Genomic DNA, 25,637 nt, shown 5'->3' with positions numbered 1-25,637 from the left:
ACGGCTGAGCGTTGAATTCACGTGCTCTGAACGTAGGACTCTCGACGCGTGGACGTAGGACTCTCGCGGGGGACGTAGGATCGGTCGGCGTGAAGCGGATCCCGGTGGTAGTGGTGGCGGGGTTCCTCGGCTCCGGCAAGACGACGTTGCTCAACCACCTGCTCGGCGGCAGTCGCGGCACGCGGGTCGGGGTGGTGGTCAACGACTTCGGCGCCATCGGCATCGACGCGATGAGCGTGGCCGGTCAGGTCGACTCCACCGTCTCGCTCAGCAACGGGTGCCTGTGCTGCGCCGTGGACGTCAGCGAGCTCGACGGGATGCTCGCCAAGCTCGACTCCCTGGTGGACGTCATCGTCATCGAGGCGAGCGGCCTGGCCGAACCGCAGGCCATGGCACGGATGGTGCTCGCGAGCGAGAACCCGCGCCTGACCTACGGCGGCCTGGTGCTGCTGGTCGACGCCGCGGAGTTCCCCGACGACCTCGCCAGGCACGTGCGCGTGGCGGACCTGGTGGTGCTCAACAAGGTCGACCGCGTCACGGACGCCTCGGCGCTCGCGGCCGAGATCGACCGGCTCAAGCCCGGCGTGCCCGTGGTCCGGTCGTCGTTCGGCCGCGTCGACCCGGCCCTGCTGTTCGACCCACGTCCGCGCGAGCGGTTCGGCCAGCTGTCGTTCGAGGACATGCTGGACGAAGAGCACGACCACGTGCACTACGACAGCGTCGAGTTCACCGGCGGCGCGATGAACCCGTTGCGGCTCATGGCTTTCCTCGACGCACGACCCAAGGGCCTGTACCGGATCAAGGGCTTCGTGCGGTTCGACGTGCCCGGCCACCGTCAGCGGTTCGGCCTGCACACCGTCGGCGCGTTCCTGCGGTTCGAACGCTCGTCGTGGCCGGGACCGCGGCGCACCGAGCTCGTGCTGATCGGCACGGGCCTGGACGTCGCCGCGATCCACGCCGACCTGGCCGCCTGCGAGGAACCGGACCCGGCCGCCGTGGACCCGCAGTCGATGCTCGAAGTCCTGCGCTACACGGCGTGAGCGACCCCGCGAGGCCCCCGGCGCGGAACGCCGAGGGCCGCCGGTGGGCGACGTGGGCTCGGAGAGACTCGAACTCTCACTGGCACGGACCTAAACCGTGTGCCTCTGCCAATTGGGCTACGAGCCCGTCGCCGCAAGCTTATCGGCAGGCCTGAGCAGCCCGATGCCGAGGGACACGACGCCCGCCGCGAGGCTCAGGCCGCCGGCGTAGAGCAGGACGATCAGGCCGTTCGCCCGCGTCACGTCCGCACCCATGGCGGAGAAGAAGAACCCCGCGGGCATGAGGATCGCCGCGATCGGCACGCCGAGCCGCGCCACCCAACCCCACAGCCCGCGCACGTCCGCCGCGTCGGCGAACAGCAGGCACACCAGGCTGAGGATCACCAGCACGCCGGCGTGCGCGTGACCGGCGCGGAAGAACGACTGCTGGAACTCGGTCAGCGGCACCTCGCCCTGCACCACCCTGGTCAGGAACCGACCGCCGAACTCGACGCCGACGACGCTCAGCAAGAGCACGCCCGCCAACCGGCGGGACGCGAGTGACAACCGGATGGCGGCCATGACGCTCCTCCACTCGAATGGAAACAGCGTTATAAAAGCACTTGTCCGCCGGTCAGGTCAACGTGGTCGCGGCGTCTCAACTACGGTTGTGACCAAGGAGCAGGTAGGAGGAGATGTGGCCCGCGATCCCGACACCATCCAGCGCGAGATCGAGCAGGCTCGTGACGCGCTGGCCGTGACCCTCGACGAGCTGGGGACGAGGGCGAATCCCCAGCGCTTCGTCGAGTCCGGCAAGGAGAGCGTGCGCGCGAAGCTCGACGAACCCAAGATCCGGTACTCGCTGATCGCGGTGGCCGTGCTCATCGGGTTCGCCTTGCTGCGCAAGCTGTTCCGCTGAAGGTGCGCTACTGCCCCTTGGCGACGAGGGGCACCAGCACCTGTTCCACCACGCGGTCGACGAAGGGTCGGTCCAACGGGTCTCCGGTGAGCATCAACCGGTAGATCAGGGCCGCGCCCGCGATCTCGACCGCCATGCCGCGCGGCGCGTCCTGGCGGAGTTCACCGCGCTCTTCGGCGCGCTCCAGGATGCGCCGCAGCACGTCCCGCTGCGCGGTCAGGAACGTCTCGCGGAACGCCGAGGCGAGCTCGGGCTCGTGCGGCAGCTCGCCGACGAGGGCCTGCGCCGCCTTGCCGATCGGGCCGGACAGGAACGCGGCGAACGCGCTCAGGAACTCGCGCAGGTCGCCGGCGAGCGAGCCGGTGTCCGGCTCGGCCAGGTTCCGCTGCGCCAGCTGCGTGCAGGTGTCGATCACCAGGTCGAGCTTCGACTCCCACCGCCGGTAGATGGTCGCCTTGCCCGCACGGGCGCGCGCCGCGACGGCGTCCATCGTCAGCGCGCGGTACCCGACTTCGGCCATCACCTCCAGCGCGGCCTGTCGCAACGCGTCGTCCCGGCTGGCGTCCCTCGGTCTGCCTCGCTGCGGGGTCCGAGTCGCCCCGCTGTACACCGGTGTGGCCATTTCGCGCTCCTGTCGCCTTTGGCGGGACATCCTAGGCCGGGTGTGCCGGGAAACGGCCACAGATCATCTTCCCCGGCGCCGCGCCGCTTCGGGTTCACCCCGTCGGTGGGGGCACGAGACCCGCGCGGGTGTGCAAGTAGGCCACCGAGAACGCGAGCGCGTCGCCCTCCAGCAGGTGCACGACGGCACGGGCGGAGCGCCCGATCGCGATCTCCTCCACCAGTTGGTCGGCGGCCAGCCTGGCCGCGATCAGGCCTGGTGCGGTGGCGTCGAGTTCCTTGCCGGCGGCGCGCACGGTGACCGCCCAGTCGTCGCCGTCGCGTCGGTAGTTCGCGGTGATGGGGAGCGTGGTCATGCCTTGCCTTCCGTGGTTGTTGCGCATATCTGACCGGCGTTTGGGAGTTGGTGCGGCGTCATTCCTTCGATCGTGTGAGGTCGCCCGGGAAGGCGTGGGAACCCCGTGTCCTCACCCATTCGTGGAGGTCGAATACGGTGCACACACCGTGCATGAGCGGTAACGCGCGGCTACCGGCCATCGATAGGCCATTTGGAGCAATGTCCCACGTCTGAGAGGTCCTGATGAGCCGTCGAGTGGTCGTCGTGGTGTGCCTGTTGCTGGGGTTGGCGTTCGCGCCGGGTGCGGCGTCGGCCGACCCGTCGTGGGAGGTGCCGGACGGGTGGGGCGACAAGGTGTGGGGTGACGTCTGCAAGCACCGCGGTGATCCGCCGTGCCACACGACGACCACGCGCACGACGACCCCTTCGACCGGCTGGACGTCCACCGGGGCGACCACGACGACGACCGACGTGTCCGGCACGTCCGCGACCTCCGCGACCACCACGGACGTCGCCGGCACCACCAGCGCCGTGGTCACCTCGACGTCGTACGCGGGAACCTCACAGGTGGGAACCACGACCAGCGCGGTCGGCGTGCGCGCCCCCGCGTCGCCGGCTCCCCGCGTCGTGAGGTCGTCCACCGACCACGCGTTGGCGGCGACGGGCGCCTCGCCGCTGTGGACGGCCGTCGGCGGCCTGGTCGTGCTGCTCGGCGGCGCGGTGCTGCTGCTGTTCAGCCGCCGTCGTCGCGCCTGACCACACCGGTCACGTCGTGAGCCGGCTGGCCACGCCCCGCCACACGACGTCCATCACGTAGGCCGTCGCGAGCGCGGGCCCCACCTCGGGCCTGCGCTCGCACCACAGCGCGAGCCGTTCGGTCGAACCCACCACGATCTCGGCGAACGCCTCGGCCTCCACCGCGTCCACGTCGGAGTCGAAGCTGCCGATCACGGCCGCGATCAGGTCGGTCTGCTGCCGCCGGATGCCCTCGACCTCCTCGACGGCGGACGGCACGGTGATCGCCGCCTCCTGCCGCAGCAGCGCCCACGACTGCTTGTGCTCGGCGATGAACTCGAAGAACGCCATCAGGCCGCGCCGCAGGACCTCCTCGGGCCCGTCCGCGCCGGTGATCGCCTGCTGTGTGCGTTCGAGCAGCTCCGTGCGCGCCCGGTGGATGCAGCCGATGAGCAGGCCCTCCTTGGAGCCGAAGTACTCGTAGAGCATCGGCTTGGACACACCGACCCGTTCGGCGATCTCGTCCATCGACGCCGCGAGGTACCCGCGTTCGGCGAAGACGCCTTCGGCGATGTCGAGCATCTGCGCCTTGCGCTCCGCCTTGGGCATCCGCCGGCGGCGCGGCTCGGTGGTGGTCACGAACACGAGACTACCGGAGGTAACTTACTTCGAGTAACCTACTGGAGAGTATGTAGGTTGACGCGGAGGAGACGGGCATGCACCGAGAGGTCGAAGTCCTGATCGTCGGCACGGGCTTCTCCGGCCTGGGCATGGCGATCGAGCTGAAGCGGGCGGGGCGGCGCGACTTCGTCGTGCTGGAGAAGGCGGCCGACCTCGGCGGCACCTGGCGGGACAACTCCTACCCCGGCTGCGCGTGCGACGTGCCGTCCCACATGTACTCGTTCTCGTTCGAGCTCAACCCGCGCTGGTCGCGCATGTTCGCCCGGCAGCCGGAGATCTGGGACTACCTCAAGCGGGTGGCCGAGAAGTACCGGCTGCGCGAGCACATCCGGTTCGACAGCAAGGTCGGCGGCGCGCGGTGGGACGAGGACGCGAAGGTCTGGCACGTCACCGTGGAGAACGGCGACACCTACACCGCGAAGTCGGTGGTGGCGGGCGTCGGCGCGTTGCACATCCCGAACGTCCCGACCCTGCCGGGCATCGAGGCGTTCCAGGGCAGGACTTTTCACTCGGCCGAGTGGGACCACGACTACGACCTGCGCGGCAAGAGGGTCGCCGTGGTCGGCACGGGCGCGAGCGCGATCCAGTTCGTGCCGCGGATCGCCGACGAGGTCGGTCGGCTGACGCTGTTCCAGCGCACGCCGCCGTGGATCATGCCCAAGATCGACCGGGACATCAGCACGTGGGAGCAGAAGCTGTTCCGCGCGTTGCCGTTCACCCAGCGCCTGTACCGCGACTTCGTGTACTGGACGCGGGAGTCGAGCGCGCTCGGCTTCGCCGTGAACCCGAAGATCATGGAGTTCGCGCAGAACATCGCCAAGCGGCACATGCGCCGCCAGGTGCCGGACGAGGCGTTGCGGGCGAAGCTGACGCCGGACTACACCATGGGCTGCAAGCGGGTGCTGATCAGCAACGACTACTACCCGGCGTTGAGCAAGCCGAACGTGGACCTGGTGACCGACGGCATCGCCGAGGTGCGGGCGAACAGCGTGGTGGACCGCGCCGGGGTCGAGCACGAGGTCGACGTGATCATCTACGGCACGGGGTTCCACGTGGTTGACTCGTTCGACTACCTCGACGTCACCGGCAAGGGCGGGGTCGACCTGGCCAAGCAGTGGCGCGAGAAGGGCATCGAGACGTACTACGGCATCACGGTCTCGGGCTTCCCGAACTTCTTCTTCCTGCTCGGCCCGAACACCGGTCTCGGGCACAACTCGGTGGTGTTCATGATCGAGTCGCAGATCCGGTACGTGCGGCAGTGCCTGGAGCTGCTGGACCGCCACCAGGCCGACGAGCTGGACGTGCGACCTGACGTGCAGGCTCGGTTCAACCGGCAGTTGCAGCGCAAGCTGTCGAGGGGCGTGTGGACCGAGGGCGGCTGCAAGAGCTGGTACCTCGACGCGCAGGGCATCAACCGCACGGTCTGGCCGGGCTTCACCTGGCGCTACTGGATGCGCACCAAGACCGTCCGCGCCGAGGACTACACCCTGACCCGCGCCCGCCGCACCCGCGTCCCGGCCTGACCCGAACGTTCAACTCGCGTGTCCCGAACGTAGGACACGCGCGACGCGAACGTAGGACTCTCGCGGCCTGAACGTAGGACTCTCGCGTGCGTCCTACGTTCGGCACGCGTGAGTCCTACGTTCAGGCCGGGTGAGTTGAACGCTCAGGCGGTGACGCCGGCGGCCTTGGCGCGTTCGGCACGCGTGAGTCCTACGTTCAGGCCGGGTGAGTTGAACGCTCAGGCGGTGACGCCGGCGGCCTTGGCGCGTTCGGCGCGCAGGCGGGTCACGTCGGGCAGGTCGAGCGGGTTCAGCTTGGCGCCCGTGGCCCACTCGATCAGCAGGTCGGCGATCTGCGGGTTGCGCGGCAGCACGGGACCGTGCAGGTAGGTGCACAGGATCCGGCCCTGCACCGCGCCCTCCACCGAGCCGTCGTTGCCCGTACCCACCTTGACGTGCGCCAACGGTCGGGCGGACGGCCCGAGGACGGTGCGGCCCTGGTGGTTCTCGAACCCGGTCAGCAGGCCCTCGAACAGGCCGTCGGCCGGGGTCGCGATCACCTCGCCGATGGCCCGGCTGCCGCCCGCGTGCGACGTCGAGTCGATCAACCCGAGGCCGGCGTGCGTCACCTGGTCGGCCCGGGTGAACGACTCGCCGAAGATCTGGATCCCCGCGCACACGCCGAGGATCACCGCGCCACGTGCCGCCGCGCGCTGCATCCCGGGGTGCTCGCGCAGGTGCCGCACGGCCAACGTCTGCGCCGTGTCCTCACCGCCGCCGACCACGTAGATGTCGCACGACTCGGGCACGGGCTCGCCGAACCGGATGTTCACGATCTCGGCAGAGATGCCCCGCCACGTCATCCGCTTCTCCAGCACGACCGCGTTGCCGAAGTCGCCGTACGTGCCGAGCAGGTCGGGCAGCACGAGTGCGATCTGGACCTTGCTGGTGCTCACTGGGCGGCCCTCGCGTTCAGGTCGCGGAATGCGGTGTAGTTGGCGATCACCTCGACCGGACCGGGCGGCATGGCGTCGATCGCCAGCAGCGGGTCCGGCACGATCGTGTGCTCGACCTCGGCGTACGTCAGCCGCACGGCCAGGTCCGTCGCCCGCTCGCCGGACGCGATCACCTGCCGCCCGCGCAACCGCTCGAACGGCACGTCCCACAGCCACGACAGGTCGCGGCCGTCGGCCTCGTGCGCGTTGATCACGAGCACGGCGGGGTGGTCGGCCTCGCGCACCACGGTCAGCGTCTCGCTCCACCCGGCCGGGTTCTTCGACAGCAGCAGCCGGGCCCGGTGCCCGGACCGCTGGATCGTCCGGTACCGACCGGCCACGTTGGACACCGCGCGCAACCGCTGCACGGCCTCCTCCACGGGCACGCCGAGCGCCGCGGCGGCGGCCGTGGCCATCACCGCGTTGGCCTGGTTGAACTTGCCGGGCAACCGCAGCGCCAGCTCCACCTTCACGCCGTTGGGCGTGACCAGGTAGCCGTCGCCGGTCACCCACTGGGGACGTGGCCGGGCCAGGTCGCACCCGGTGCAGTGCCAGTGCTCGCCCTCCCAGCGGATCGGGTCGCCGCAGCGCGGGCACGAGGCGGCGTCGTTGTGCCAGCCCGTCCCGGTGGCGACCCACACCACGTTCGCCGAGTCGCGGGCCGCCGACGTCACCATGATGTCGTCGCAGTTGGCCACCACGACCCCGGTCACCGCCGTCAACGCCGTGCGCAGCGACTTCTCGATCGTGCGCACCTCGCCGACCCGGTCGAGCTGGTCGCGGCTGAGGTTGAGCAGCACGGCCACCGCGGGGGCGGCGGCGCGCACGACCTCGGGGAAGTACCCCTCGTCGACCTCCAGCACCGCGAACGGCGCGTCGGGCTGCTTGGAGAGCGCGGTCACGTGCCCGTCGGGCATGTTCGCGCCACCGTGGTTGGTGGCGACCTCGCCCAGGAACGACACGGCCCGGCTGAGCATCATCGTGCTGGTCGTCTTGCCGTTGGTGCCGGTCACGAGGGCGACCGAGCGACCGGACGTCAAGTGCGCCAGGGCCTGCGGGTCGAGCTTCAGCGCGACCCGGCCGCCGATCATGCCGCCCGCGCCCAGGCCCATCTTCTGCGACAGCTTGGAACTCATGTTGCCCAGTCGCACGGCCGCCGCGGTGCGCAGCGGCAGGCGGGCTGGGTCTGCACCTGGAGTGTTCGGCAAACCGACTTCCCGGATCTGTCAGGGGAGGGAGATCCCCCGATGCTACCGGTGCCGCTGGTGGTCGAGCTCCCGCAGGGTCCGGATCAGGTCCACCGTGCTGAGCTGGCACAACTGGGCCATGTACTCCAGCGCGGGCAGGTCGAGGTGCACCTCGGGCGGCTGGCCGGGCACCAGGTGCGCGAGCCTGCCCTGCGCCCAGCGCCGCAGCGGCATCAGCTGCGGCCGCGGATCGGCGACGACCGTGGCGAGGTCGACCGAGAGGTGGCCGGCGGGCGCGTCACCGAACACGCGTTCGTGCACCCGGGCCAGCACCTGGTGCGCGGGCACGCCCAGCGCGACGCAGATCTCCACCAACCGGGTCACCGAGCACTGGCGGGTGCCCAGCTCGTACGTGGCCAGCGTTTGCAGCGAGATGTCGCTCTGCAAGCGGCGGTTGAGCTCCTTGCGGGTCCATCCGCGCTGCTTGCGAAGGCTGCGGAGCTCATCACCGAGCACGCGCTGGTACGCCGCTGTGTCGATCTGCACCGTCGATCCTCCAGTCCGCTGGGGCCCCGGCAGACCCCACGCAGATGGAAAGCGCGACAGGACGGTTGCTTACGCGGGTTGTCCGATTTATCGCCCGATCGGGCTAACAGAGTGGTACCGAAAGTAGCGTTTCAGCGCTTCAAAGCGCTGGTGACGGCCGTTTCGACCGGCCCGAGGAACTGTGGATCGGGCTTGGCCACGACGCCGTCCCACATGGCCTTGCCCGCCGCGAACACCTCCCGGAAGTGCCCGTAGGCGGTGGTCGACACCCGGTCGGACGTGTCGTGGCCGACGCCGGACGCGTCGAGGCCCGCCGAACGGCACAGCGCCACCGCGCGAGGCAGGTGGAACTCCTGGGTCACCACGGTCAGCCGCTCGACGCCGAAGATCCGCTTCGCCCGCGTGCACGAGTCCCACGTGTCCAGGCCCGCGTAGTCGGCCACCACGACGTCCGCGGGCACGCCGCGCCCGATCAGGTAGGTGCGCATGGCGGTCGGCTCGTCGTACTCCGTCCGGCTGTTGTCACCGCTGACCAGCAGCACCTGGACCTTGCCGCGCCGGTACAGGTCGGCGGCCACGTCCAACCGGCCCGCCAGGAACGGCGTCGGCGTGCCCGACCTGGTCAGGCCCGCGCCCAGGACCAGCGCCACCGGCGCGTCCGGCACGTCGGCCGCGTCGTGCCGGTAGGCGGCGCTGCTGGTCTGCACCCACACCCACGGCGTGGCCGCGAGCACGGCCACCAGGCCGAGCGCGATCAGCACGCGCTTCCAGCGCACCCTTCTGATGAAGCTCCCCACGACTACCCCCCGAGTCGAACGATCAGTTCACGCAGCGCACCCCGTCCGCCGTGATGGGCGGTTCGGTGGTCGTGGTCGTGCCCGGTTGCTGCTGCCGCGCGCCGTCCAGGCCGACCAGGCGGTCGCCGGCGAGCGTCTGCGTGCCCGGCCCGGAGTAGTCCGCGCCGACGAACACGCGGACGTGACCGGCCGGGATGTCGTCGTCCTGCTCGATCTCGAGCCCGCCGAGGGACTCGGCGACGGCCTCCGCGCCCGCCTCGCCGCCCACGCCGTAGCGCACCACGGACGTGTCCATGAGCGTGGCGTTGTCGGCGCCGCCGTCGGTGTACCGCTCGGCCACCAGCGCCTGGAGCACCCGGCCGGCCAGCCCGGGCGAACCGGAGGCGTTGCGGACCTCGACGGTCACCGACGCCTTGTCGACGGCGGGCGCGGTGGTGCCGGTGGCGTTCGGGTCGGCGTTGAGGTTCTTGAAGAACTTCTTCACCTCGCGCTCGTTGACCTCGACCGCCAGGCCGTCCTCGGGCGTCTGCAGCTCCGGGTTGCCGGTCGGGATCGTCTCGAACTTGAGGTTGCCGCCGGTCAGGTCCTTCATCTGGGTGGCGAACTGCAGCACGTTCCAGTCCTTGTCCAGCACGATGGACTTGGTCAGCGCGTCGATCAGGGAGCGCAGCTTGCCGGGGTCGGACAGCGTGCCGGCGGACAGGATCTGCTTGGCCAGGCCCGCCATGAACACCTGCTGCCGCACGATGCGGTCGAGGTCGCCGCGCAGCAGCCCGTACCGCTGCCGGACGAACGCCAGCGCCTCGCGCCCCTGGATCTTCTGCGGCCCGGCGGCGAAGTTCGCGCCGGACATGTTGTCGCGGGTGGCCTGGTTCAGGCACACGTCCACGCCGCCGACGGCCTTGGTGATCTCGTAGAACCCGACCAGGTTGATCTCGGCGTAGCGGTCGATGGTCACGCCGGTGAGGTTCTCGATGGTCCCGATGAGGTTCTTCGCGCCCGCCTGCCGCGACTGGACCTCCAGCTGCGCCGGGTCGGTGACGCCCTCGCGCTCCAGCTTCGCGATCGCGTCGTTCTTGCCGTAGCCGTACGCGGAGTTGATCTTGTGCCGGCCGTAGCCGCCGTCGATCTGCACGTAGGAGTCGCGCGGGAACGAGACCGCGACCGCCTTGCCGCCGTCGTTCGGCACGTGCATGAGGATCAGCGTGTCGGTGTTCAGGCCGCCGTCGTTCTCGTTGCCCGCGTGCAGCTCGTTCAGGATCTCCTGGGGCAGCGGGTTGCCCTTGGCGTCGGTGCGGCTGTCCATGCCGACCATGAGGATGTCGACCGAACCGTCGGCGGGCTTCTCGCCACCGCCTTCGTCGCTGATGACGTCCGTGGTGGAGATATCGCTGAGCAGCGTGTTCAGGTTCGCCCACGCGTAGCCGGTGCCCAGCAGCACGGCGACGGAGAACAGCGCGAGCAGCGACCGGCCGAAGATCGCGCTGCCGGACGTGCCGCGCTCGGGCGGGCGGCGACGCGGCGGACCGGTGCGGCCGGCGGGCGGGCGCGGGCGTCGGCCGGTGGGACGCTGCGCCGGCGCGATCCGCTGCGGGGCGGCCGGGCGCCTGCCGTCGGCGTCGCGCTCGGCGGGACGGCGGCCGGCCGCCGGTCGGGGACGTTCGGCGGCGGGCCTCGGGGGTTCACCGGCCCGCGAACGTCCGTCCCCGGGCGCGTTCGGCCGGGGACGTTCACCCGACGAGGGGTCGGTCACCGGGCGTTTCGGCCGCTCACCGGGCACGCGTCCGCGTTCACCGGCCGGGCGGTCGGGGTGGCCGGGCGCACGTCGTCCGCCGGTCGGGCGCTCGGGCCCGCGCGGCGGCTGGTCGAACCGCCCCCCTGGCTCGGAGCGCCGTGGCGGCTCCTGGGCGCGCGGCGGCTGACCTGCGTGGGGACTCCGAGGGGGAACGGGTCGCCGGCGGAACCCATCGGGTTCGCCTGGCCTCGGCGGCCGGTTGTCCACTCCCACTCCTCCCATGTACCCGGGTTCGTCCCAGTGGACGCATGGCGGGCCGCCCAGGTTGCCACCAGCGTCGCACAGCGCGTTCGCCGGACGTGGTGATACCGGTCCGCGGGCGGGCTGACCAGGTCGGTTACCCGATTGTGAGGTCCGCGGTCCCGCGTTCGTAGACTGCCACCGTGCTGACCATGCAGGATGCGCTGCTCGCGCTGACCAGGTACTGGACCGAACGGGGCTGCGTCGTCGTGCAGCCGTACAACACCGAAGTCGGCGCCGGTACGTTGAACCCCGCCACCGTGCTGAGGGTGCTGGGTCCGGAGCCCTGGCGCGTGTCCTACGTCGAACCGAGCGTTCGGCCCGACGACGCGCGGTACGGCGAGAACCCGAACCGGCTGCAGACCCACACCCAGTTCCAGGTCATCCTCAAGCCCGACCCGGGTAACCCCCAGGAGCTGTACCTGGGCAGCCTCGAAGCGCTCGGCATCGACGTGCGGGCGCACGACGTGCGGTTCGTGGAGGACAACTGGGCCTCGCCCGCGCTCGGCGCCTGGGGCCTCGGCTGGGAGGTGTGGCTGGACGGGTTGGAGATCACCCAGTTCACCTACTTCCAGCAGGCGGGCGGCATGTCGCTCGACCCGGTGTCGGTGGAGATCACCTACGGCATCGAACGCATCATGATGGCCCTGCAGGGTGTCGACCACTTCAAGGACATCTCCTACGCGCCCGGCATCTCCTACGGCGAGGCGTTCGGCCAGGCCGAGTACGAGATGAGCCGCTACTACCTCGACGACGCCGACGTGGAGGCGAACAAGCGGCTGTTCGAGGAGTACGCCGCCGAGGCGCGCCGGATGCTCGACGCGCGGCTGCCCGTGCCCGCGCACAACTACGTGCTCAAGTGCTCGCACGCGTTCAACGTGCTCGACGCGCGTGGCGCGATCAGCACCACCGAGCGGGCCCGCGCGTTCGGCCGGATGCGCGGCCTGGCCCGGGAGGTCGCCGGGCTGTGGGCGGCGCGGCGCGAGGAGCTCGGCCACCCGCTCGGGCTGGCCGAGGCGCCCGCCGCGGCCACCGTGCCGGACACGTTCGCCGAGGTCACGGCCCCGAGCACGCTGCTGTTCGAGATCGGCGCGGAGGAGCTGCCGCCCGCCGAGGTGACCCGGACCGTCGAGGCGGTCGGCAAGGCCGTGGCCGACAAGCTCGGCGCGACCAGGCTGGCGCACGGCGCGGTCGAGGTGCACGGCACACCGCGCCGGATCGTCGTGCTGGTGCCCGACGTCGCGCCGCGCGAGCCGGATGCGGAGAAGACCGTGCGGGGCCCCCGCGTGTCCGCCGCCTTCGACGCCGACGGCAACCCGACCAAGGCCGTGCAGGGCTTCGCCCGCGGCCAGGGCGTGGACGTCGACGCGCTCGGCCGCGTCACCGAGAACGGCGTCGAGCACGTCGCCCTCGTGCGCACGGACCCCGGTCGCGGCGCGGTGGAGGTGCTCAGCGGGCTGCTCGGCGAGGTGGTGTCCGAGCTGCGCGCCGAGAAGAACATGAAGTGGAACGACCCGAAGCTGTCGTTCACCCGCCCGATCCGCTGGCTGCTCGCCCTGCTGGGCACGACGCCCGTGCCGGTCGCGGTGTCGTCGCTGGCCGCCGAGCCGAAGACCCGCGTGCACCGCACCGCGGCCACGCCCGTGGTCGACGTGCCCGCGGCGGACGGTTACCTGGAGTTCCTGGCCGGGCACGGCATCGACGCGTCGGCGCGACGGCGACGTGACGCCATCGTGGCCCGCGCCGAGGAGCTGGCCGCGTCCGTGGGCGGGGTCGTGGACTTCGAGGGCGTGCTGGACGAGGTCACGAACCTGGTCGAGCGGCCGACGCCGATCCTCGGCTCGTTCGAGGAGCGCTACCTGGAGCTGCCCGCCCAGATCCTCACCACCGTGATGCGCAAGCACCAGCGGTACCTGCCGGTGCGCGCCCAGGACGGCTCGCTGCTGCCCCACTTCGTGGCGGTGGCGAACGGCGAGGTGGACGTCGACATCGTGCGCGCGGGCAACGAGGCCGTGCTGCGCGCCCGGTACGAGGACGCGGCGTTCTTCTGGCGCGCCGACCTGCGCACGCCGTTGGAGGACATGAAGGCCGGGCTGGAGAAGCTCACGTTCGCCGACAAGCTCGGGTCGATGGCCGACCGGGCGGGCCGGATCGCGGCGCTCGCGCGGCGGTTCGCCGAGGAGGTCGGCGCGGCCGACGAGACCCTGGCGCGCGCGGGCGAGCTGGCCAAGTTCGACCTCGGCTCGCAGATGGTGATCGAGCTGTCGAGCCTCGCCGGCGTGATGGCCCGCGAGTACGCCGAGCGGGCGGGGGAGACCCCCGAGGTCGCGCGGGCGCTGTGGGAGATGGAGCTGCCGCGCTCGGCGGGTGACGCGGTGCCGTCGTCCACGCCCGGCGCGCTGCTGTCGCTGGCCGACCGGTTCGACCTGCTGGCCGGGCTGTTCGGCATCGGGGCGAACCCGACGGGCAGCTCCGACCCGTTCGGGCTGCGGCGGGCGGCGCTGGGTGCGGTGAGCGTGCTGCGGGCGTTCCCGGACCTGAAGGACCTCACGCTGACCAAGGCGCTGGCGCTGGCCGCCCAAGAGCTGGAGGTGTCCGCTGAGGCGCTGGACACGGCCCGCGAGTTCGCCGTGCGGCGGTACGAGCAGCAGCTCCTCGACGCCGGGCACGACCACCGGTTCGTCAACGCCGTGCTGCCGCTGGCCGACGCGCCCGCGGTGGCCGACGCGACGTTGGCCGAGCTGACGGGGCTGGCCGGCGACCCGGACTTCGCCGCGCTGGTGGCGGCGTTGCAGCGGGTGCGGCGGATCGTGCCCGCGGACACCGTGGGCGAGTACGACCCGGAGGCTCTCGTGGAGCCCGCCGAGGTGGCGTTGCACAAGGCGCTGGCCGACGTGCCGGCCGGCGTCACGGGGCCGGCCGCGTTCGTCGCCGCCGCGAACGGGCTCACCGGGCCGGTGAACACGTTCTTCGACGAGGTGCTGGTGATGGCCGAGGACGCCGACGTGCGGCGGGCCAGGCTGGGGCTGCTGGCGGCGATCCGCGACCTGGCCGCGCCGGTGCTGGACTGGCAGGCCCTGGGCACCGCGCTGGGCTGACGGACCCGTGCACGACGAAGATCCCCGCTCGCCGGCTCGCCGGAGGGCGGGGATCTCGGTCTGCCACTACATGTCGCGGTTGTCTTCGCTCGTCAGGAACTGGGCCGGCGACGGCGAACTGGCGACGGCGAGGTCCGGCGTGACCTGTTCGGCGGCGGCCGGCCCGGCGCCCAAGGCGAGCAGTGCCGCGGCGATCGCGGCCACCAGCGCTGCGGGGACGATTCTCACGCTGTTCTCCTCACACACCCGGCCAGGGTTCGGCACGCGACACCATCGCACACAATTCGTCCGAACGGGAGTCCCCTTTCCGCATCTGCCGGCTGCGTGACCAATCGGGTGCGGAGCGTGATAAGTACGCTCTGTAACGCCCCGACCAGCGACTTCGATGTTCCGGGAAGGTCAACTGTCCGAATGGGGAAGACCATTCGGAGCTGCGGGGTTGCTACGTCTTGACGAACCCGCACCCGGAGGGATGGAATTCGGGACATTCCGTATTTCCCGGGTCGACGTCGATGTGCCCGCGCAAGGGGTTGGCGAATGCGAAGGCTAGTCAGAGCCGTGTCCTGCGGTCTCCTCGTCCTGCTCGCCGCCGGCTGCGGCACGGCGGTCGACCCGCTCGCGCCCCCGACGGGCAGCCGCGCGCCGCGGCCGGTGGTCGGCGTGATCCTGCCCGACCGGTCGTCGTCGGACCGGTGGGAGGACCAGGACCGGCCGCTGCTGCTCCAGGCGCTGAACTTCGCGGGCATCGAGGGCGTGATCGAGAACGCGGACGGTGACGAGGCCAGGTTCGCCAGCATCGCCGACGAGATGATCGGGCGCGGCGTGAAGGTGCTGATGACCACGCCGCTGAGCCCCGAGGGCGGCGCGGCGGTCGAGCGCAAGGCGCGGGACGCGGGCATCCCGGTCATCAACTACGACCGGATCAGCCTGGGCGGCCAGGCCGACTACTACGTCTCGTTCGACAACCTCAACGTCGGCGAGCTGCAGGCCGAGGGGCTGCTCAAGTGCCTCGGCGAGAAGCAGGGCGCGCGGATCATCGAGTTGCAGGGCGCGCCGACGGACAACAACGCCACCCTGTTCTTCGACGGCCAGCGCCGCAAGCTCGGCCCGAAGTACGACACGGGCGCGTTGAAGCTGGTGGACAGCAAGCCGATCGACAAGTGGGACCCGCTGCTCGGCAAGGCCGCGTTCGAGCAGATGCTTCTCGCCAACGGCGGCGCGGTGGACGGCGTGGTCGCGGCCAACGACGGGCTGGCCGGCGCGGCGATCGAGGTGCTCAAGGCCAAGGGCCTGGCCGGCCGGGTGCCGGTGACCGGCCAGGACGCCACGCTGGAGGGCCTGCGCTCGATCCTGCGCGGCGAGCAGTGCATGACGGTCTACAAGCCGATCCGGGACGAGGCCGAGGCGGCGGCGCGGCTGGCCATCGCGGTGGCCCGCGGCGACCTCAGCGGCGCGGACGACCTGGCCACCGGCAACACCCGCGACCTCGTGGCGAAGCGGGACGTGAAGTCGGTGCTGCTGGGCGCGGACCTGATCACCCGGGACAACGTGCGCGCTGGTGGCCGAGGGCGTGGTCAAGCACGCGGACCTGTGCGCCGGCGACACCGCGGACGACTGCACCGAGCTGGGCATCCTGACCAACTAGACGGCCACGCGCCGGCCTAGGGCCGCCCTAGCCCTCCTCGTCGTGTCGCCCGGAGATGAACTCCTGCACCCGGATCTTCACCCGGATCAGCGGCTGGCGGATGCGGGCCTCCCGGCGGTACGCCCGGCGCAGCTTGCGCGAGCCCTCGGTGTACCGCCAGCGGGCCCACGGTGAGCCGGGGCGGGCCAGCCGCACGGCGCCGATCTCCGGCAGCACGGGCACCAGCAGGCCGATCAGCCCGGTCCACACCTTGCCCTTGAGCAGCGCCACGATGGCGAACCCGAGGTGGACCAGGATGATCAGCACGCGCACGGCCACGCCCTCGCCGTAGAACTCCTCGTAGCCGAGCGGACGGGCGCCGATCAGCAGCAGGCCGGTCATCCCGATGGCCAGGAACACCGCGTCCACGGAGAGCCGGCCGTCCTTGGTCCAGTACACGTCGCGCAGGTGCAGCAGCAGCGCGAACTCGTCGAGCACGAGAGCCGCGCCGACGCCGAGCAGAGCCGCTGCGGCAACCCGCACCCCGTGCTGGTCGTCCGGCACGGCCAACCCGATCACGCCGCCGAGCAGCATGAAGACGGTGCCGAACACGACGTGGTGGATGTGCGTGCCACCGGGGGTGAAGTTGCCCGGCCACCAGCGCACCTTGGCCCTGATCAGGCGGACGCTGATCCGGATGAAGACGAAGGTGAGCACCAGGCCGAGGAAGAAGAACAGCAGCCGGGACTGGGGCAGGTGGAGCGGGTGCACCACCCCATCTTCACCCGGCGGGGTTACTTGAACCTGATGCCGCCCTGGATGTCGCCCGCCTGCACGACGTTGCCGTGCACCGTGCCGGAGATCTGGTTGGTCACCCGGCCGGTCTGCGTGACGGCGTGGTGGGCCCGAAGCTCGGCACCGAAGGCGGGATCGGCCTCGATGGTCCGCTCCAGCGTTTCGCCCAACGCCCTGACCTGCGGCGAGTCCTCGGACGCGCCTTCGGCGGCGGTGAGCGCCGCGGTGGCGACGGGATCGTCCGCGAACTTCGCGCGGACCAGCTCGTACAGGCCGGCGACGGCCCGCGTGGCGAGCGACGCGGCGATGGAGACCAGCATCGGTTCAGGCATCGGAGACCCCCTGTGATCGCGACCTCGCCCACGGTAGCAGTGCGACTCGCCGCATTCTTCCGCTCGACTGCCGGCGGGATCTCGTGGTTGACTGTCTTCGGTCGTACCTTTCTGTGTTCGTGTTCCACCACGCTCGCGGAACGGAGTTGCGGGCGCCGAACTTTCCTCGCCAGGAGGGGCCGGGGCCCTAGCTGACCCGGTGGTCGCAAGCGCGATCCGGCACCTGTTAGAGGAGAAGTAGCAAGATGGCAGTTCAGGGCACCGTCAAGTGGTTCAACGCGGAGAAGGGCTTCGGCTTCATCTCCCCGGACAACGGTGGCGCCGACGTGTTCGTGCACTACTCGGAGATCCAGAGCAACGGCTACCGCACCCTGGAAGAGAACCAGCGGGTGGAGTTCGAGATCGGCCAGGGCCAGAAGGGCCCGCAGGCGCAGACGGTTCGACCGCTCTGACCTAATCCGGGTCACCACCAGGACCTGGATCTTTTCGGGCCGCCACACCTCGCAGCAGCGGGGGGTGGCGGCCCGAATCGTCGCTCAGGTGATCAGCGCGGGCGCCTCGTCGGCCTGCCCGCCGTAGACCCGCTTGCCCACCAGCCGGGCGTCGTCGAAGACGAAGAACGCCGTCGTGCGCACGCGGTAGGCACGCCCCGTCGGCTCCTCGCCGCCGAGACTGCGCTGGTGGGTGCCCCGCAGCTCCAGTTCGACGATCACCGCGCCGTCGGCGTGGTGCAGCTCGACCAGCGTGCTGCGCCGGTCCGGGAACGCGTCGCGGACGCGCGCGTAGTAGCCGGTGACCTCGGCCCGGCCGTCGAACACCTGGCCGGTCGCCACGATCTCGCACCGCGGGTGGTCGAAGGCGCCGACAGCGGTGTCGAACTCGTGTTCGTTCTCCGACTCCAGGTGCTCCAGGACGATCGCCTCCCGCAGGGCCCGCAGTGCCTTGGACGCGGTCATGCGCGCGATTCCCTCCGGTTCGTCGGTAGCTGACGACGAAACACGCAGCGCACCCGCCAGTCAAGACGGCATCCGCGCCGAGTGGTCCCGGATCGGGCGCGCGTTCACCCGTCGGGCCGTGTGCGCGACGTCCGGTCGGAGTGGTCGTGATTGGTGCGATTGCCGGTGCGGGCCGACCGACTACCGGACGCGGTTAATCGTTTACCCGGGGCTTCGCCGGTAAGGCGGTGGTGAACACCCACCGCCTTACCGTGATCGCTCACGGGCGCATTTCGTATGCGCCGGACAGCGCCGCCACCTTGCTCCAGACGCGTTCGAAGCGGGCCTGGTCGACAACGGGCTTGCGGACCTGCTCGACGGCCCAGCGCTGCTGCGCCTCGGTGGACGACGCCTTGCCGTGCAGCGCGACCGCGTAGGCCGAGAAGTCGCGCACCAGGACGTCGAACACCTGGTCCAGCACGTCGGCGTCCAGGTCGGTGATCCGGGCCTGCTCCAGCACGAGCTGGCCGTAGACGACCAGCGTGAACAGGTGGCCGAGGTTGAGCAGGAAGTCCAGGTCCTGCTGCTGCTCCGCATCCGGTGCGGCGGTGGTGAGCAGGGTGCGCAGCGCACGGGCCTGCTCGTGGAAGCGGGCCACGTTGGGCACGTGCGCGTGCTCGCGGTAGGCGGTCTCCCAGTCCTGGAACGTGACCCGGCCGAGGCCGCGGGCCGGTCCCTGGTGCCAGAAGAACCCGTCGTCGGCCTGGTCGTGCCTGGTCGGGACGTCGGCGTAAGCGGTGGGCTGGAACAGGTAGTTCGGCATGAACTTGAGCACGAGGGCGAGGTTGACGTGGACCGTGCCCTCCAGCTTCGGCAGCGCCCGGATGTCGCGGGCGGCCATCGAGAAGTAGGTGTCCTTCTCGAAGCCCTTGGCCGCGATCACGTCCCACAGCAGGTCGACGACCCGCTCGCCCTCGCTGGTGACCTTCATCTTGGTGATCGGGTTGAACAGCAGGTAGCGGCGGTCTTCGGGGGAGGCGCTGCGGAAGTAGTCCACCGAGCGGTCGGCGAACAGCTTCATGGCGACCAGGCGGGCGTAGGCGTCCACGAAGTTCTGCCGGACGTGCGGGAAGTCGGTGACCCGCTTGCCGTACAGGATCCGGTTGTGGGCGTGCGTGATGGCCTCGTAGAACGCGTGCTCGTCGATGCCGATCGAGGCCGTGCACAGGTTGAACTTGCCCACGTTGACCGTGTTGAGGGCGGCGCTGAACGCGTCCGGGCCGGTGTGCAGGACGTCGTCCGGGGACACCGGGTAGTCGTCCAGGTGGAACTCGCTGACGAACATCTGCGAGTCGACCACGTTCTTGACCAGCGTGAACTTCTCGTGCTGCGAGTCGACGGCGAAGAACACGTACCCGTCGGGGCCCTCGACGTCCGCGCGGCGGCCGAAGACCGACACCATGCCGGCCACGTTGCCGTTGCCGATGTAGTACTTCCCGCCGGACGCGGTGAAGCCCGTGGCGGTGGGCGTGAGGACCATGTCGGTGGAGTAGACGTCCGCGCCGTGCTCCTTCTCCGACAGTCCGAACGCGAACACCGAGCCCTGGTCGAGGAGTTCGGCGGCCTTCTTGCGGGCCACCGCGTTGTCGCTCATCCAGATCGGGCCCAGCCCCAGCACGGTGACCTGCCAGGCGTACCAGTACTGGAGGCCGTAGAAGCCGAGGACTTCGCTCAGCGCGGCGTTGCGGGCGGCGTCCCAGCGCTTGTCGCGGTTGCCGTCGGCCTCGGCCGCGGGCGTGCAGAAGGTCGCGAACAGCTTCTCGCGCGCGACGAAGTCCAGGAACTCGGTGTACCAGACCTTGGCCTGGTCGTCGGCGATCAGGCGGCGCTTGCCGCGCTCCTCGAACCAGTCGACGGTCGCGCGCAGCAGGCGGCGGCTCTCCGCGTCCAGGTGTCCGAAGTCGTGGGTGTTCGGGTCGAACAGCACGGGGTTCTCCCTTCGTCGCCGCCGCACGCTACCAGTCGGTAACTTGGCCGGCTCCTCGTGCTCGGGACGCGAGCTCGCCGCCGGCTGCGGGGCGGCGGCCGAAGGGTTAGTGTGCTGCGCGTCACAAGCTGAGGGGTTGTCATGAATCTGCTCGCCATCGGCACCCGCAAGGGCCTGTGGCTCGCGACCAGTGAAGACCGCACGTCGTGGAGCCTCAGCGGACCGCACCACCCGATGACCGAGGTCTACGCGATCGCGATCGAGGGCCGCCGCGACCGGCCGCGGCTCCTGGTCGGCACGAGCAGTCCCCACTTCGGGCCGACCGTCGTGACCAGCGACGACCTCGGCGTGACCTGGAAGGAACCGGACCACGCACCCATCGCGTTCCCGGCGGACGCCGCGCTGGAACGGGTGTGGCAGCTGGCGCTCACGCCCGACCCGGAGGTCGTGTACGCGGGCACGCAGCCGTCGGCGTTGTTCCGCTCCGAGGACGGCGGTCGGACGTACTCGCTGGTCGAGGGCTTGTGGAAGCACCCGCACCGCGAGCTGTGGGGCGAGGGGTTCGGCGGGCAGGCGATCCACACCGTGCTGCCGGACCCGGTCGACCCGCTGCGGCTGACCGTGGCGATGTCCACCGGCGGCGTGTACCGGACGTTCGACGGCGGGTCGTCGTGGGAGCCGGGCAACACCGGCATCAAGGCGTACTTCCTGGCCGACCAGTACCCGGAGTTCGGCCAGTGCGTGCACAAGGTGAGCCGGCACCCGTCCCGGCCGGAGCGGCTGTTCCTGCAGAACCACCACGGCGTGTACCGGTCGGAAGACGCGGGGGAGACGTGGGCGTCGATCGCGGACGGCCTGCCCGCGGACTTCGGTTTCGCCGTGGTCAGCCACCCGCACGACCCGGACGTGGTCTACACGTTCCCGCTGACCGCGGACGGCCACCGGTTCCCGCCCGGCGGGCAGTGCGCGGTGTACCGGTCGTCGGACGCGGGGTCGTCGTGGGAGGCGTTGCGGGTCGGGCTGCCCGACGGGTTCTGGACGGCCGTGATGCGTGACGCGATGTGCACGGACGCGGCGAGCCCGGCCGGCGTCTACTTCGGGTCGCGGTCGGGCGAGGTGTACGCGAGCGCCGACGAGGGCGACAGCTGGCGGCGGATCGCCGAGCACCTGCCCGACGTGCTGTGCGTGCGGGCGGCGGAGGTGTGACGTGCGGGTGCTCGTGCTGATCCCCGGGCCGCTCCGGCAGGCGGCGGGCGACCAGGCGAGGCTGGAGGTCGACCTGCCCGAGCCCGCCACGCTGGGGGCGCTGCTCGACCACCTGGCCGCGCGGTACCCGTTGCTGGACCGCAGGTTGCGCGACGAGCGGGCCGGGCTGCGCCGCTACGTGAACTTCTACGTGGACGGCGAGGAGTGCCGCCGGCTGTCCGGCGCCGGCACCTCGTTGCGCCCGGACGCGGAGGTGCGGATCCTGCCGTCGGTCGCGGGCGGCTAGGGCTTCGCGAGCCGCCGGTACAGCGGGCGCAGCTCGTCGGTCACCGAACGGCCGTCCACGACGAGCGGTTCGAGCTGGTCGAGCAGCGCGTCCGGGCGCCTCGTGGTCGGCTCGACGACGTCCGGCACGACCTCGGCGACCTTCGGGCGTGCCCAGAAGGTCTCGAACGAGTCCTCCGGTGGCGCCTGAGGTGTCGTGGGCTCGTCGGGCGGGATGGGCGCGCGCAGGTCGCGCAGCCGGTCGAGCAGGTCCTCGCGGGACCGCCCGCGCCAGGCCAGGATCTCGAACGGGTCGGTGTCGAACGACTCGGCGAGCAGGTAGCAGGTGGCGGCGAGGTGCTTGCACGGCACTTCCCAGTCCGGGCACGTGCAGTCCATGTGCAGCTCGCGCATCGTGCTCGGGAAGAGGGCGAGGCCGAGGTCGGCGAACACGTCCTCGATCTCCGGCGGCATCTCGCCCGCCAGCAGCTTGGCCGCGAAGATCGCCCGGTCGGCCAGCGCGTGCTCGATGCGCCGCCAGTCGTCGTCGGTGAACTTCCGCACCCCGATCCGCGCCCGGTACGGCTCGGGACGCGTCCCGGTCACCAGCGCCACCACCAGGCTGGACGACAGGGACAGGCTCATCACCTGGCCGGTGCGCGCGTACGCCCGGCCGCGGGCGAGGCGGGCGGCCATGCCGAACGACTCCAGCACCTCCAGGAACCGGCGCGACCACCACGTCTGCGCGATGTCGCCCCGCTTGCTGCGCAACGTGAGGCCGCCCTCGACCCGGATCGGCCGCGCAGGCGGGTGGTACCCGTGCCAGTCAGTCACCGACGGCCTCCCCGGACAGGGCGAACAGCTCGCGCAGCTCGCCGGTGGACATCTCGGTCAGCCAGTCCTCGCCCGCGCCGACCACGAGCTGGGCCAACCCGCGCTTCTCCTCGATCATCCGGTCGATCCGCTCCTCCAGCGTGCCGACGCAGACGAACTTGCGCACCTGCACGTGGTTGCGCTGGCCGATGCGGAACGCCCGGTCGGTGGCCTGGTCCTCCACGGCCGGGTTCCACCAGCGGTCGAGGTGGATCACGTGGTTGGCGGCGGTCAGGTTCAGCCCCGTGCCGCCGGCCTTCAGCGAGAGCACGAAGATCGACGGGCCGTCCTGCGCCTGGAACCGCCGCACCATCTCGTCGCGCTGCCGCTTGGGCGTGCCGCCGTGCAGGTAGAGCACTTCGGTGTCGAAGCGGGCGGCCAGGTGGGGCACCACGAGCGAGCCGAAGGCGGTGAACTGCGTGAAGCACAACGCCTTGTCGCCGTCGGCCAGCGCTTCGTCCAGGACTTCTTCGAGTCGGGCGAGCTTGCCGGAGCGGCCGGCGACGCGGGAGCCGTCACCGAGGAGTTGCGCCGGGTGGTTGCACACCTGCTTGAGGCGGGACATCGTGGCCAGGACCAGGCCCTTGCGCTTGACGCCCTCCGCCTCGGCGATCTTGGCCAGCATGTCGTCCACCACGGCCTGGTAGAGCGTGGCCTGTTCGGCGGTCAGCGTGCACAGCTGCTTGACCTCGATCTTGTCCGGCAGGTCGGTGATGATCCGCGGGTCGGTCTTGAGGCGGCGGAGCACGAACGGGCCGGTGATCCGGCGCAGGCGGACGGCGGCGTCCTCGTCGTGGTGGCGTTCGATGGGCACGGCGAAGCGGGCGCGGAACGTGCTGACCGTGCCCAGGACGCCGGGGTTGACGAAGTCCATGATCGACCACAGCTCGGCCAGCCGGTTCTCCACCGGGGTGCCGGTCAACGCCACGCGGTGCCGTGCGGGCAGGGCGCGCACGACCTTCGACTGCCGCGTGGAGCTGTTCTTGATGTTCTGAGCCTCGTCGAGCACGACCCGGTCCCAGCTCACGTCGGCGAGCTTCCCGGCGTCGCGCGCGACGACCGCGTAGGTGGTGATGACGAGGTCGCAGTCGGTGTCGAGGGCGCGGTCCGCGCCGTGGTAGACGCGCACCTCCAGGCCGGGGGTGAAGCGGGCGGCTTCGCGCTGCCAGTTGCCGACCACCGACATCGGGCAGACCAGCAGCGTCGGCAGGCGGGCGCCGTGCGCGCGGTTGTGCGCTTCCAGGGCCAGCAGTTGGACGGTCTTGCCGAGGCCCATGTCGTCGGCCAGGCACGCGCCCAGGCCCAGCCGGTCGAGGAACGCGAGCCAGGCCAGGCCGCGCTGCTGGTAGGGCCGCAGCTCGGCGACCAGGCCGCTCGGCTTCCCGACCGGCTCCAGGTGGTGCTCGACCTCGCCGGAGAGCAGGTCGCCGAGCCAGCCGGTGGCGCTGACGCCGTTCAGCGGCAGGGGCAGGTCGGCGTCCTCGGGGTGCAGGCCGGAGTGCAGCAGGACCTGCGCGGCGGTCATCTGCCCGCCGCCGCGCTTGAGGAAGGCGAGGCCCGCGGCGAGGCGTTTCGGGTCGACGTGCACCCACTGGCCGCGGACCCGGACCAGCGGGACCTTGGCCTCGGCGAGGGACTGCAGCTCGGCCTCGGTCAGCCGTTCGTCGCCGACGGCCAGTTCCCACTGGTAGTCGACCAGGACCTTCAGCCCGAGTTCGCTCTCCTTCGCGACCTGACCCGCCGTGCCGCGACTGGTGGCCGTGAGCCGGAGCCCGAGGCGGTGGGGTTGACGCCACCACGAGGGCAGCATCACGCCGAAGCCGGCCTCCGCCAACACCGCCGCGTGCTGGAGGAAGTCGTAGGCGCCTTCGACGTCCAGTTCCAGCTCCACCGGCCGGCGGGCGGAGAGCGCCCGGTCCAACGCCGGGTAGAGCCGACCGGCCCGTCCCAGGTCGCCGAGCAGCACGTCCTCCGGTCGACCGACCCACCGCCGCAACACCGCGTCCTGCTTGTGCCACAACTGTTCCGCCGTCACCACGACGCTGGGCTCGTCCACGGCCTGGAGCAGGAACTCGACCCGCCACCCGTCCTTCGCCATGCCGCCCTGGTCGGGCGAGCTGAGCCGGAAGCAGGTCCGAACAGGACTCTCCTGCAACCCGTTGGCCCGCCAAGCCGCCACCTTGGCCCGCAACGCACCCACTTCACCGACCACGCGCGGCTCGTCCACCAACGCGTTCAGCCACTGCCCGACCACGCCGTCACCAGCGGGCCGGGCACCTCGCAACGCCACCCGGACCTCACGGTCGACCGCGCGGTCCAGCACTTCCTGGACCAGGTCGCCAGGTCCGTCGGAGCCCAGGAACGACGGCGGCACGCTCGCCCGCAACGCCGCGAACCGCAACGCGTCCACCCCGGACAACGCCGCCCGCCACCGCGCGCACCCGTCCCCGTCCAGCGAAGGCAGCACCCGCCCTCGCCGAACCAGCTCCCGCCCGAACTCGAGGACGTCGATCAGGAACTTCCACGAAGCCCCACCCCGGCAGTCCGGCGGCAGCGATCCGGCCACCCCCTCGACCCAGGCAACCGGAACCGCCCACTCCCGCCACCGAAGAGCACCCCGCCGCCCACCGACGGCCTCCCTGACCAACTCGGGAGACCCGACCGGCCCACCGGCGTAGGAAGGCAACCGAACGGAAACCTCCCCGAGCACCCCACCGACCAACCGCGCGAGCCCTTCCCCGTCAACCGCAAACGGATGCCTCACCGCCCGCCGGGGCAACCGCCCACCGACCCGCTCCGGCAAGAGCGAATCCTCCACCCAAACCCCAACCCGCCCGCCACCCACGCCCAACGCATGCAGCACCAACACGGACAGCACTATGCGCCTACCGCCACCTCATCCCCAACCCACCCCCACCCAGCCGGCCACCAACAGCCCCACCTGCCACCGGCCCCACTGCACACCCCGCACCATTCCCCGTCGCATGCCCTGGCCGCGCCGTCCGCCCGATGCACCTGGCGTGCGAGCCGCCCCCGAGCACCCGGTCAATGCCGAGCCACCTCACGGACCTCGCAGCCCCACCCGCCCTTCGCTCTCAGCCGGGCACCTGGCTGCGCTCCTACTCGTCCCTCCCATGCATCGGCGATAG

25 protein-coding genes and 1 tRNA gene are annotated in these 25,637 nt (G+C 71.0%); 9 read left to right on the top strand and 17 right to left on the bottom strand.

Translation table 11 applies throughout. The annotated features are described in order from the left end of the window. The first annotated feature begins 89 nt into the window (after positions 1-89). Positions 90-1,040: a CobW family GTP-binding protein gene (locus LNK82_RS06605; protein WP_230566033.1), complete on the top strand. Its 951-nt coding sequence runs from the start codon at positions 90-92 to the stop codon at positions 1,038-1,040. A 53-nt stretch (positions 1,041-1,093) separates the two neighbouring features. Here LNK82_RS06605 and LNK82_RS06600 read toward each other — a convergent pair. Both LNK82_RS06600 and LNK82_RS06595 read right to left on the bottom strand, forming a co-directional pair. Beyond that, a tRNA-Leu gene (locus tag LNK82_RS06600) sits at positions 1,094-1,167 on the bottom strand. Next, a complete protein-coding gene (locus LNK82_RS06595) occupies positions 1,158-1,601 on the bottom strand; it encodes a hypothetical protein (RefSeq protein ID WP_230566032.1) in 444 nt (147 codons plus the stop codon). Before LNK82_RS06595 ends, LNK82_RS06600 begins: the two co-directional genes overlap by 10 nt. Positions 1,602-1,716: 115 nt before the next feature. On the opposite strand from LNK82_RS06595, the gene LNK82_RS06590 reads away from it, so the two are divergent. Beyond that, complete coding sequence (locus LNK82_RS06590; RefSeq protein ID WP_230566031.1) at positions 1,717-1,938, top strand: DUF3618 domain-containing protein; 222 nt, start codon at positions 1,717-1,719, stop codon at positions 1,936-1,938. A gap of 7 nt (positions 1,939-1,945) precedes the next feature. On the opposite strand, the gene LNK82_RS06585 is transcribed toward LNK82_RS06590, so the two are convergent. Together LNK82_RS06585 and LNK82_RS06580 are read right to left on the bottom strand one after the other, a co-directional pair. Continuing rightward, positions 1,946-2,560: a TetR/AcrR family transcriptional regulator gene (locus LNK82_RS06585; protein WP_230566030.1), complete on the bottom strand. Its 615-nt coding sequence runs from the start codon at positions 2,558-2,560 to the stop codon at positions 1,946-1,948. 94 nt (positions 2,561-2,654) lie between these two features. Further along, the gene (locus tag LNK82_RS06580) at positions 2,655-2,915 is read right to left on the bottom strand and encodes a hypothetical protein (protein ID WP_230566029.1); all 261 of its coding nucleotides are present in this window, start codon (positions 2,913-2,915) and stop codon (positions 2,655-2,657) included. A gap of 224 nt (positions 2,916-3,139) precedes the next feature. On the opposite strand from LNK82_RS06580, the gene LNK82_RS06575 reads away from it, so the two are divergent. Beyond that, the gene (locus LNK82_RS06575; RefSeq protein WP_230566028.1) at positions 3,140-3,652 is read left to right on the top strand and encodes an LPXTG cell wall anchor domain-containing protein; all 513 of its coding nucleotides are present in this window, start codon (positions 3,140-3,142) and stop codon (positions 3,650-3,652) included. Between the two features lie 9 nt (positions 3,653-3,661). On the opposite strand, the gene LNK82_RS06570 is transcribed toward LNK82_RS06575, so the two are convergent. Next, complete coding sequence (locus tag LNK82_RS06570) at positions 3,662-4,270, bottom strand: TetR/AcrR family transcriptional regulator (RefSeq protein WP_230566027.1); 609 nt, start codon at positions 4,268-4,270, stop codon at positions 3,662-3,664. A 77-nt stretch (positions 4,271-4,347) separates the two neighbouring features. On the opposite strand from LNK82_RS06570, the gene LNK82_RS06565 reads away from it, so the two are divergent. After that, positions 4,348-5,835 (top strand): flavin-containing monooxygenase, encoded by a 1,488-nt coding sequence (locus LNK82_RS06565; protein ID WP_230566026.1) that lies wholly within the window; start codon positions 4,348-4,350, stop codon positions 5,833-5,835. A 218-nt stretch (positions 5,836-6,053) separates the two neighbouring features. On the opposite strand, the gene LNK82_RS06560 is transcribed toward LNK82_RS06565, so the two are convergent. The 5 genes from LNK82_RS06560 to LNK82_RS06540 all read right to left on the bottom strand — a co-directional run bounded on the left by LNK82_RS06560 (position 6,054) and on the right by LNK82_RS06540 (position 11,092). After that, complete coding sequence (locus LNK82_RS06560; RefSeq protein ID WP_230566025.1) at positions 6,054-6,770, bottom strand: type 1 glutamine amidotransferase; 717 nt, start codon at positions 6,768-6,770, stop codon at positions 6,054-6,056. Beyond that, on the bottom strand, positions 6,767-7,945 hold the full coding sequence (locus LNK82_RS06555; protein ID WP_230566024.1) for a Mur ligase family protein: 1,179 nt from the start codon (positions 7,943-7,945) through the stop codon (positions 6,767-6,769). The genes LNK82_RS06560 and LNK82_RS06555 overlap by 4 nt, the downstream gene beginning before the upstream one ends. 114 nt (positions 7,946-8,059) lie before the next feature. Continuing rightward, positions 8,060-8,542, bottom strand: a complete 483-nt coding sequence (locus tag LNK82_RS06550) for a helix-turn-helix domain-containing protein (RefSeq protein ID WP_230566023.1) — start codon at positions 8,540-8,542, stop codon at positions 8,060-8,062. A gap of 131 nt (positions 8,543-8,673) precedes the next feature. Continuing rightward, on the bottom strand, positions 8,674-9,318 hold the full coding sequence (locus LNK82_RS06545) for a SanA/YdcF family protein (protein ID WP_230566022.1): 645 nt from the start codon (positions 9,316-9,318) through the stop codon (positions 8,674-8,676). A 43-nt stretch (positions 9,319-9,361) separates the two neighbouring features. Then, positions 9,362-11,092 (bottom strand): LCP family protein, encoded by a 1,731-nt coding sequence (locus tag LNK82_RS06540; protein ID WP_230566021.1) that lies wholly within the window; start codon positions 11,090-11,092, stop codon positions 9,362-9,364. A gap of 434 nt (positions 11,093-11,526) precedes the next feature. Between LNK82_RS06540 and LNK82_RS06535 the strand changes: the two genes are divergently transcribed. Further along, the gene (locus tag LNK82_RS06535; protein WP_230566169.1) at positions 11,527-14,472 is read left to right on the top strand and encodes a glycine--tRNA ligase; all 2,946 of its coding nucleotides are present in this window, start codon (positions 11,527-11,529) and stop codon (positions 14,470-14,472) included. A 66-nt stretch (positions 14,473-14,538) separates the two neighbouring features. Here LNK82_RS06535 and LNK82_RS06530 read toward each other — a convergent pair whose 3' ends face one another. Further along, positions 14,539-14,700, bottom strand: coding sequence for a hypothetical protein (locus tag LNK82_RS06530; RefSeq protein ID WP_230566020.1), 162 nt, complete (start codon positions 14,698-14,700; stop codon positions 14,539-14,541). A gap of 309 nt (positions 14,701-15,009) precedes the next feature. On the opposite strand from LNK82_RS06530, the gene LNK82_RS06525 reads away from it, so the two are divergent. Continuing rightward, positions 15,010-16,137, top strand: a complete 1,128-nt coding sequence (locus LNK82_RS06525) for a sugar ABC transporter substrate-binding protein (protein WP_230566019.1) — start codon at positions 15,010-15,012, stop codon at positions 16,135-16,137. 7 nt (positions 16,138-16,144) lie between these two features. Here LNK82_RS06525 and LNK82_RS06520 read toward each other — a convergent pair whose 3' ends face one another. After that, positions 16,145-16,867 carry a hypothetical protein gene (locus LNK82_RS06520; RefSeq protein WP_230566018.1) on the bottom strand — a complete coding sequence of 241 codons (723 nt, stop codon included), beginning with the start codon at positions 16,865-16,867 and terminating at the stop codon, positions 16,145-16,147. Positions 16,868-16,890: 23 nt separating this feature from the next. Then, positions 16,891-17,223 carry a hypothetical protein gene (locus LNK82_RS06515; protein ID WP_230566017.1) on the bottom strand — a complete coding sequence of 111 codons (333 nt, stop codon included), beginning with the start codon at positions 17,221-17,223 and terminating at the stop codon, positions 16,891-16,893. 245 nt (positions 17,224-17,468) lie between these two features. Here LNK82_RS06515 and cspE point away from each other — a divergent pair, with 245 nt between their 5' ends. Further along, entirely contained in the window at positions 17,469-17,675 is a 207-nt protein-coding gene (gene cspE, locus LNK82_RS06510; RefSeq protein WP_053717138.1) for a transcription antiterminator/RNA stability regulator CspE, read from the top strand. Between the two features lie 84 nt (positions 17,676-17,759). On the opposite strand, the gene LNK82_RS06505 is transcribed toward cspE, so the two are convergent. Further along, entirely contained in the window at positions 17,760-18,179 is a 420-nt protein-coding gene (locus LNK82_RS06505) for an ester cyclase (protein WP_230566016.1), read from the bottom strand. Between the two features lie 259 nt (positions 18,180-18,438). Beyond that, positions 18,439-20,145: an acyl-CoA dehydrogenase family protein gene (locus LNK82_RS06500; protein WP_230566015.1), complete on the bottom strand. Its 1,707-nt coding sequence runs from the start codon at positions 20,143-20,145 to the stop codon at positions 18,439-18,441. Between the two features lie 141 nt (positions 20,146-20,286). On the opposite strand from LNK82_RS06500, the gene LNK82_RS06495 reads away from it, so the two are divergent. Together LNK82_RS06495 and LNK82_RS06490 are read left to right on the top strand one after the other, a co-directional pair. Beyond that, positions 20,287-21,351, top strand: coding sequence for a WD40/YVTN/BNR-like repeat-containing protein (locus tag LNK82_RS06495; protein WP_230566014.1), 1,065 nt, complete (start codon positions 20,287-20,289; stop codon positions 21,349-21,351). Between the two features lies 1 nt (position 21,352). Next, complete coding sequence (locus LNK82_RS06490; RefSeq protein ID WP_230566013.1) at positions 21,353-21,637, top strand: MoaD/ThiS family protein; 285 nt, start codon at positions 21,353-21,355, stop codon at positions 21,635-21,637. Here the strand turns inward: LNK82_RS06490 and LNK82_RS06485 are convergent. Together LNK82_RS06485 and LNK82_RS06480 are read right to left on the bottom strand one after the other, a co-directional pair. After that, positions 21,634-22,449 carry an SWIM zinc finger family protein gene (locus LNK82_RS06485; RefSeq protein ID WP_230566012.1) on the bottom strand — a complete coding sequence of 272 codons (816 nt, stop codon included), beginning with the start codon at positions 22,447-22,449 and terminating at the stop codon, positions 21,634-21,636. The two genes, LNK82_RS06490 and LNK82_RS06485, sit on opposite strands and share 4 nt — an antisense overlap. Further along, positions 22,442-25,054 (bottom strand): SNF2-related protein, encoded by a 2,613-nt coding sequence (locus LNK82_RS06480; RefSeq protein ID WP_308257170.1) that lies wholly within the window; start codon positions 25,052-25,054, stop codon positions 22,442-22,444. The genes LNK82_RS06485 and LNK82_RS06480 overlap by 8 nt, the downstream gene beginning before the upstream one ends. Between the last annotated feature and the right edge of the window lie 583 nt (positions 25,055-25,637).

Origin of the sequence: Saccharothrix luteola, assembly GCF_020859565.1 — a bacterium.
Lineage (GTDB): Bacteria > Actinomycetota > Actinomycetes > Mycobacteriales > Pseudonocardiaceae > Actinosynnema > Actinosynnema luteola.
This window is presented reverse-complemented; position numbering and strand designations above follow the sequence as displayed.

Coding starts and splice junctions, on each gene's coding strand:
- LNK82_RS06595 (WP_230566032.1), bottom strand. CDS start 1,601: ATGGCCGCCATCCGGTTGTCACTCGCGTCCCGCCGGTTGGCGGGCGTG.
- LNK82_RS06585 (WP_230566030.1), bottom strand. CDS start 2,560: ATGGCCACACCGGTGTACAGCGGGGCGACTCGGACCCCGCAGCGAGGC.
- LNK82_RS06580 (WP_230566029.1), bottom strand. CDS start 2,915: ATGACCACGCTCCCCATCACCGCGAACTACCGACGCGACGGCGACGAC.
- LNK82_RS06575 (WP_230566028.1), top strand. CDS start 3,140: ATGAGCCGTCGAGTGGTCGTCGTGGTGTGCCTGTTGCTGGGGTTGGCG.
- LNK82_RS06565 (WP_230566026.1), top strand. CDS start 4,348: ATGCACCGAGAGGTCGAAGTCCTGATCGTCGGCACGGGCTTCTCCGGC.
- LNK82_RS06555 (WP_230566024.1), bottom strand. CDS start 7,945: ATGAGTTCCAAGCTGTCGCAGAAGATGGGCCTGGGCGCGGGCGGCATG.
- LNK82_RS06535 (WP_230566169.1), top strand. CDS start 11,527: ATGCAGGATGCGCTGCTCGCGCTGACCAGGTACTGGACCGAACGGGGC.
- LNK82_RS06525 (WP_230566019.1), top strand. CDS start 15,010: ATGCGAAGGCTAGTCAGAGCCGTGTCCTGCGGTCTCCTCGTCCTGCTC.
- LNK82_RS06515 (WP_230566017.1), bottom strand. CDS start 17,223: ATGCCTGAACCGATGCTGGTCTCCATCGCCGCGTCGCTCGCCACGCGG.
- cspE (WP_053717138.1), top strand. CDS start 17,469: ATGGCAGTTCAGGGCACCGTCAAGTGGTTCAACGCGGAGAAGGGCTTC.
- LNK82_RS06505 (WP_230566016.1), bottom strand. CDS start 18,179: ATGACCGCGTCCAAGGCACTGCGGGCCCTGCGGGAGGCGATCGTCCTG.
- LNK82_RS06495 (WP_230566014.1), top strand. CDS start 20,287: ATGAATCTGCTCGCCATCGGCACCCGCAAGGGCCTGTGGCTCGCGACC.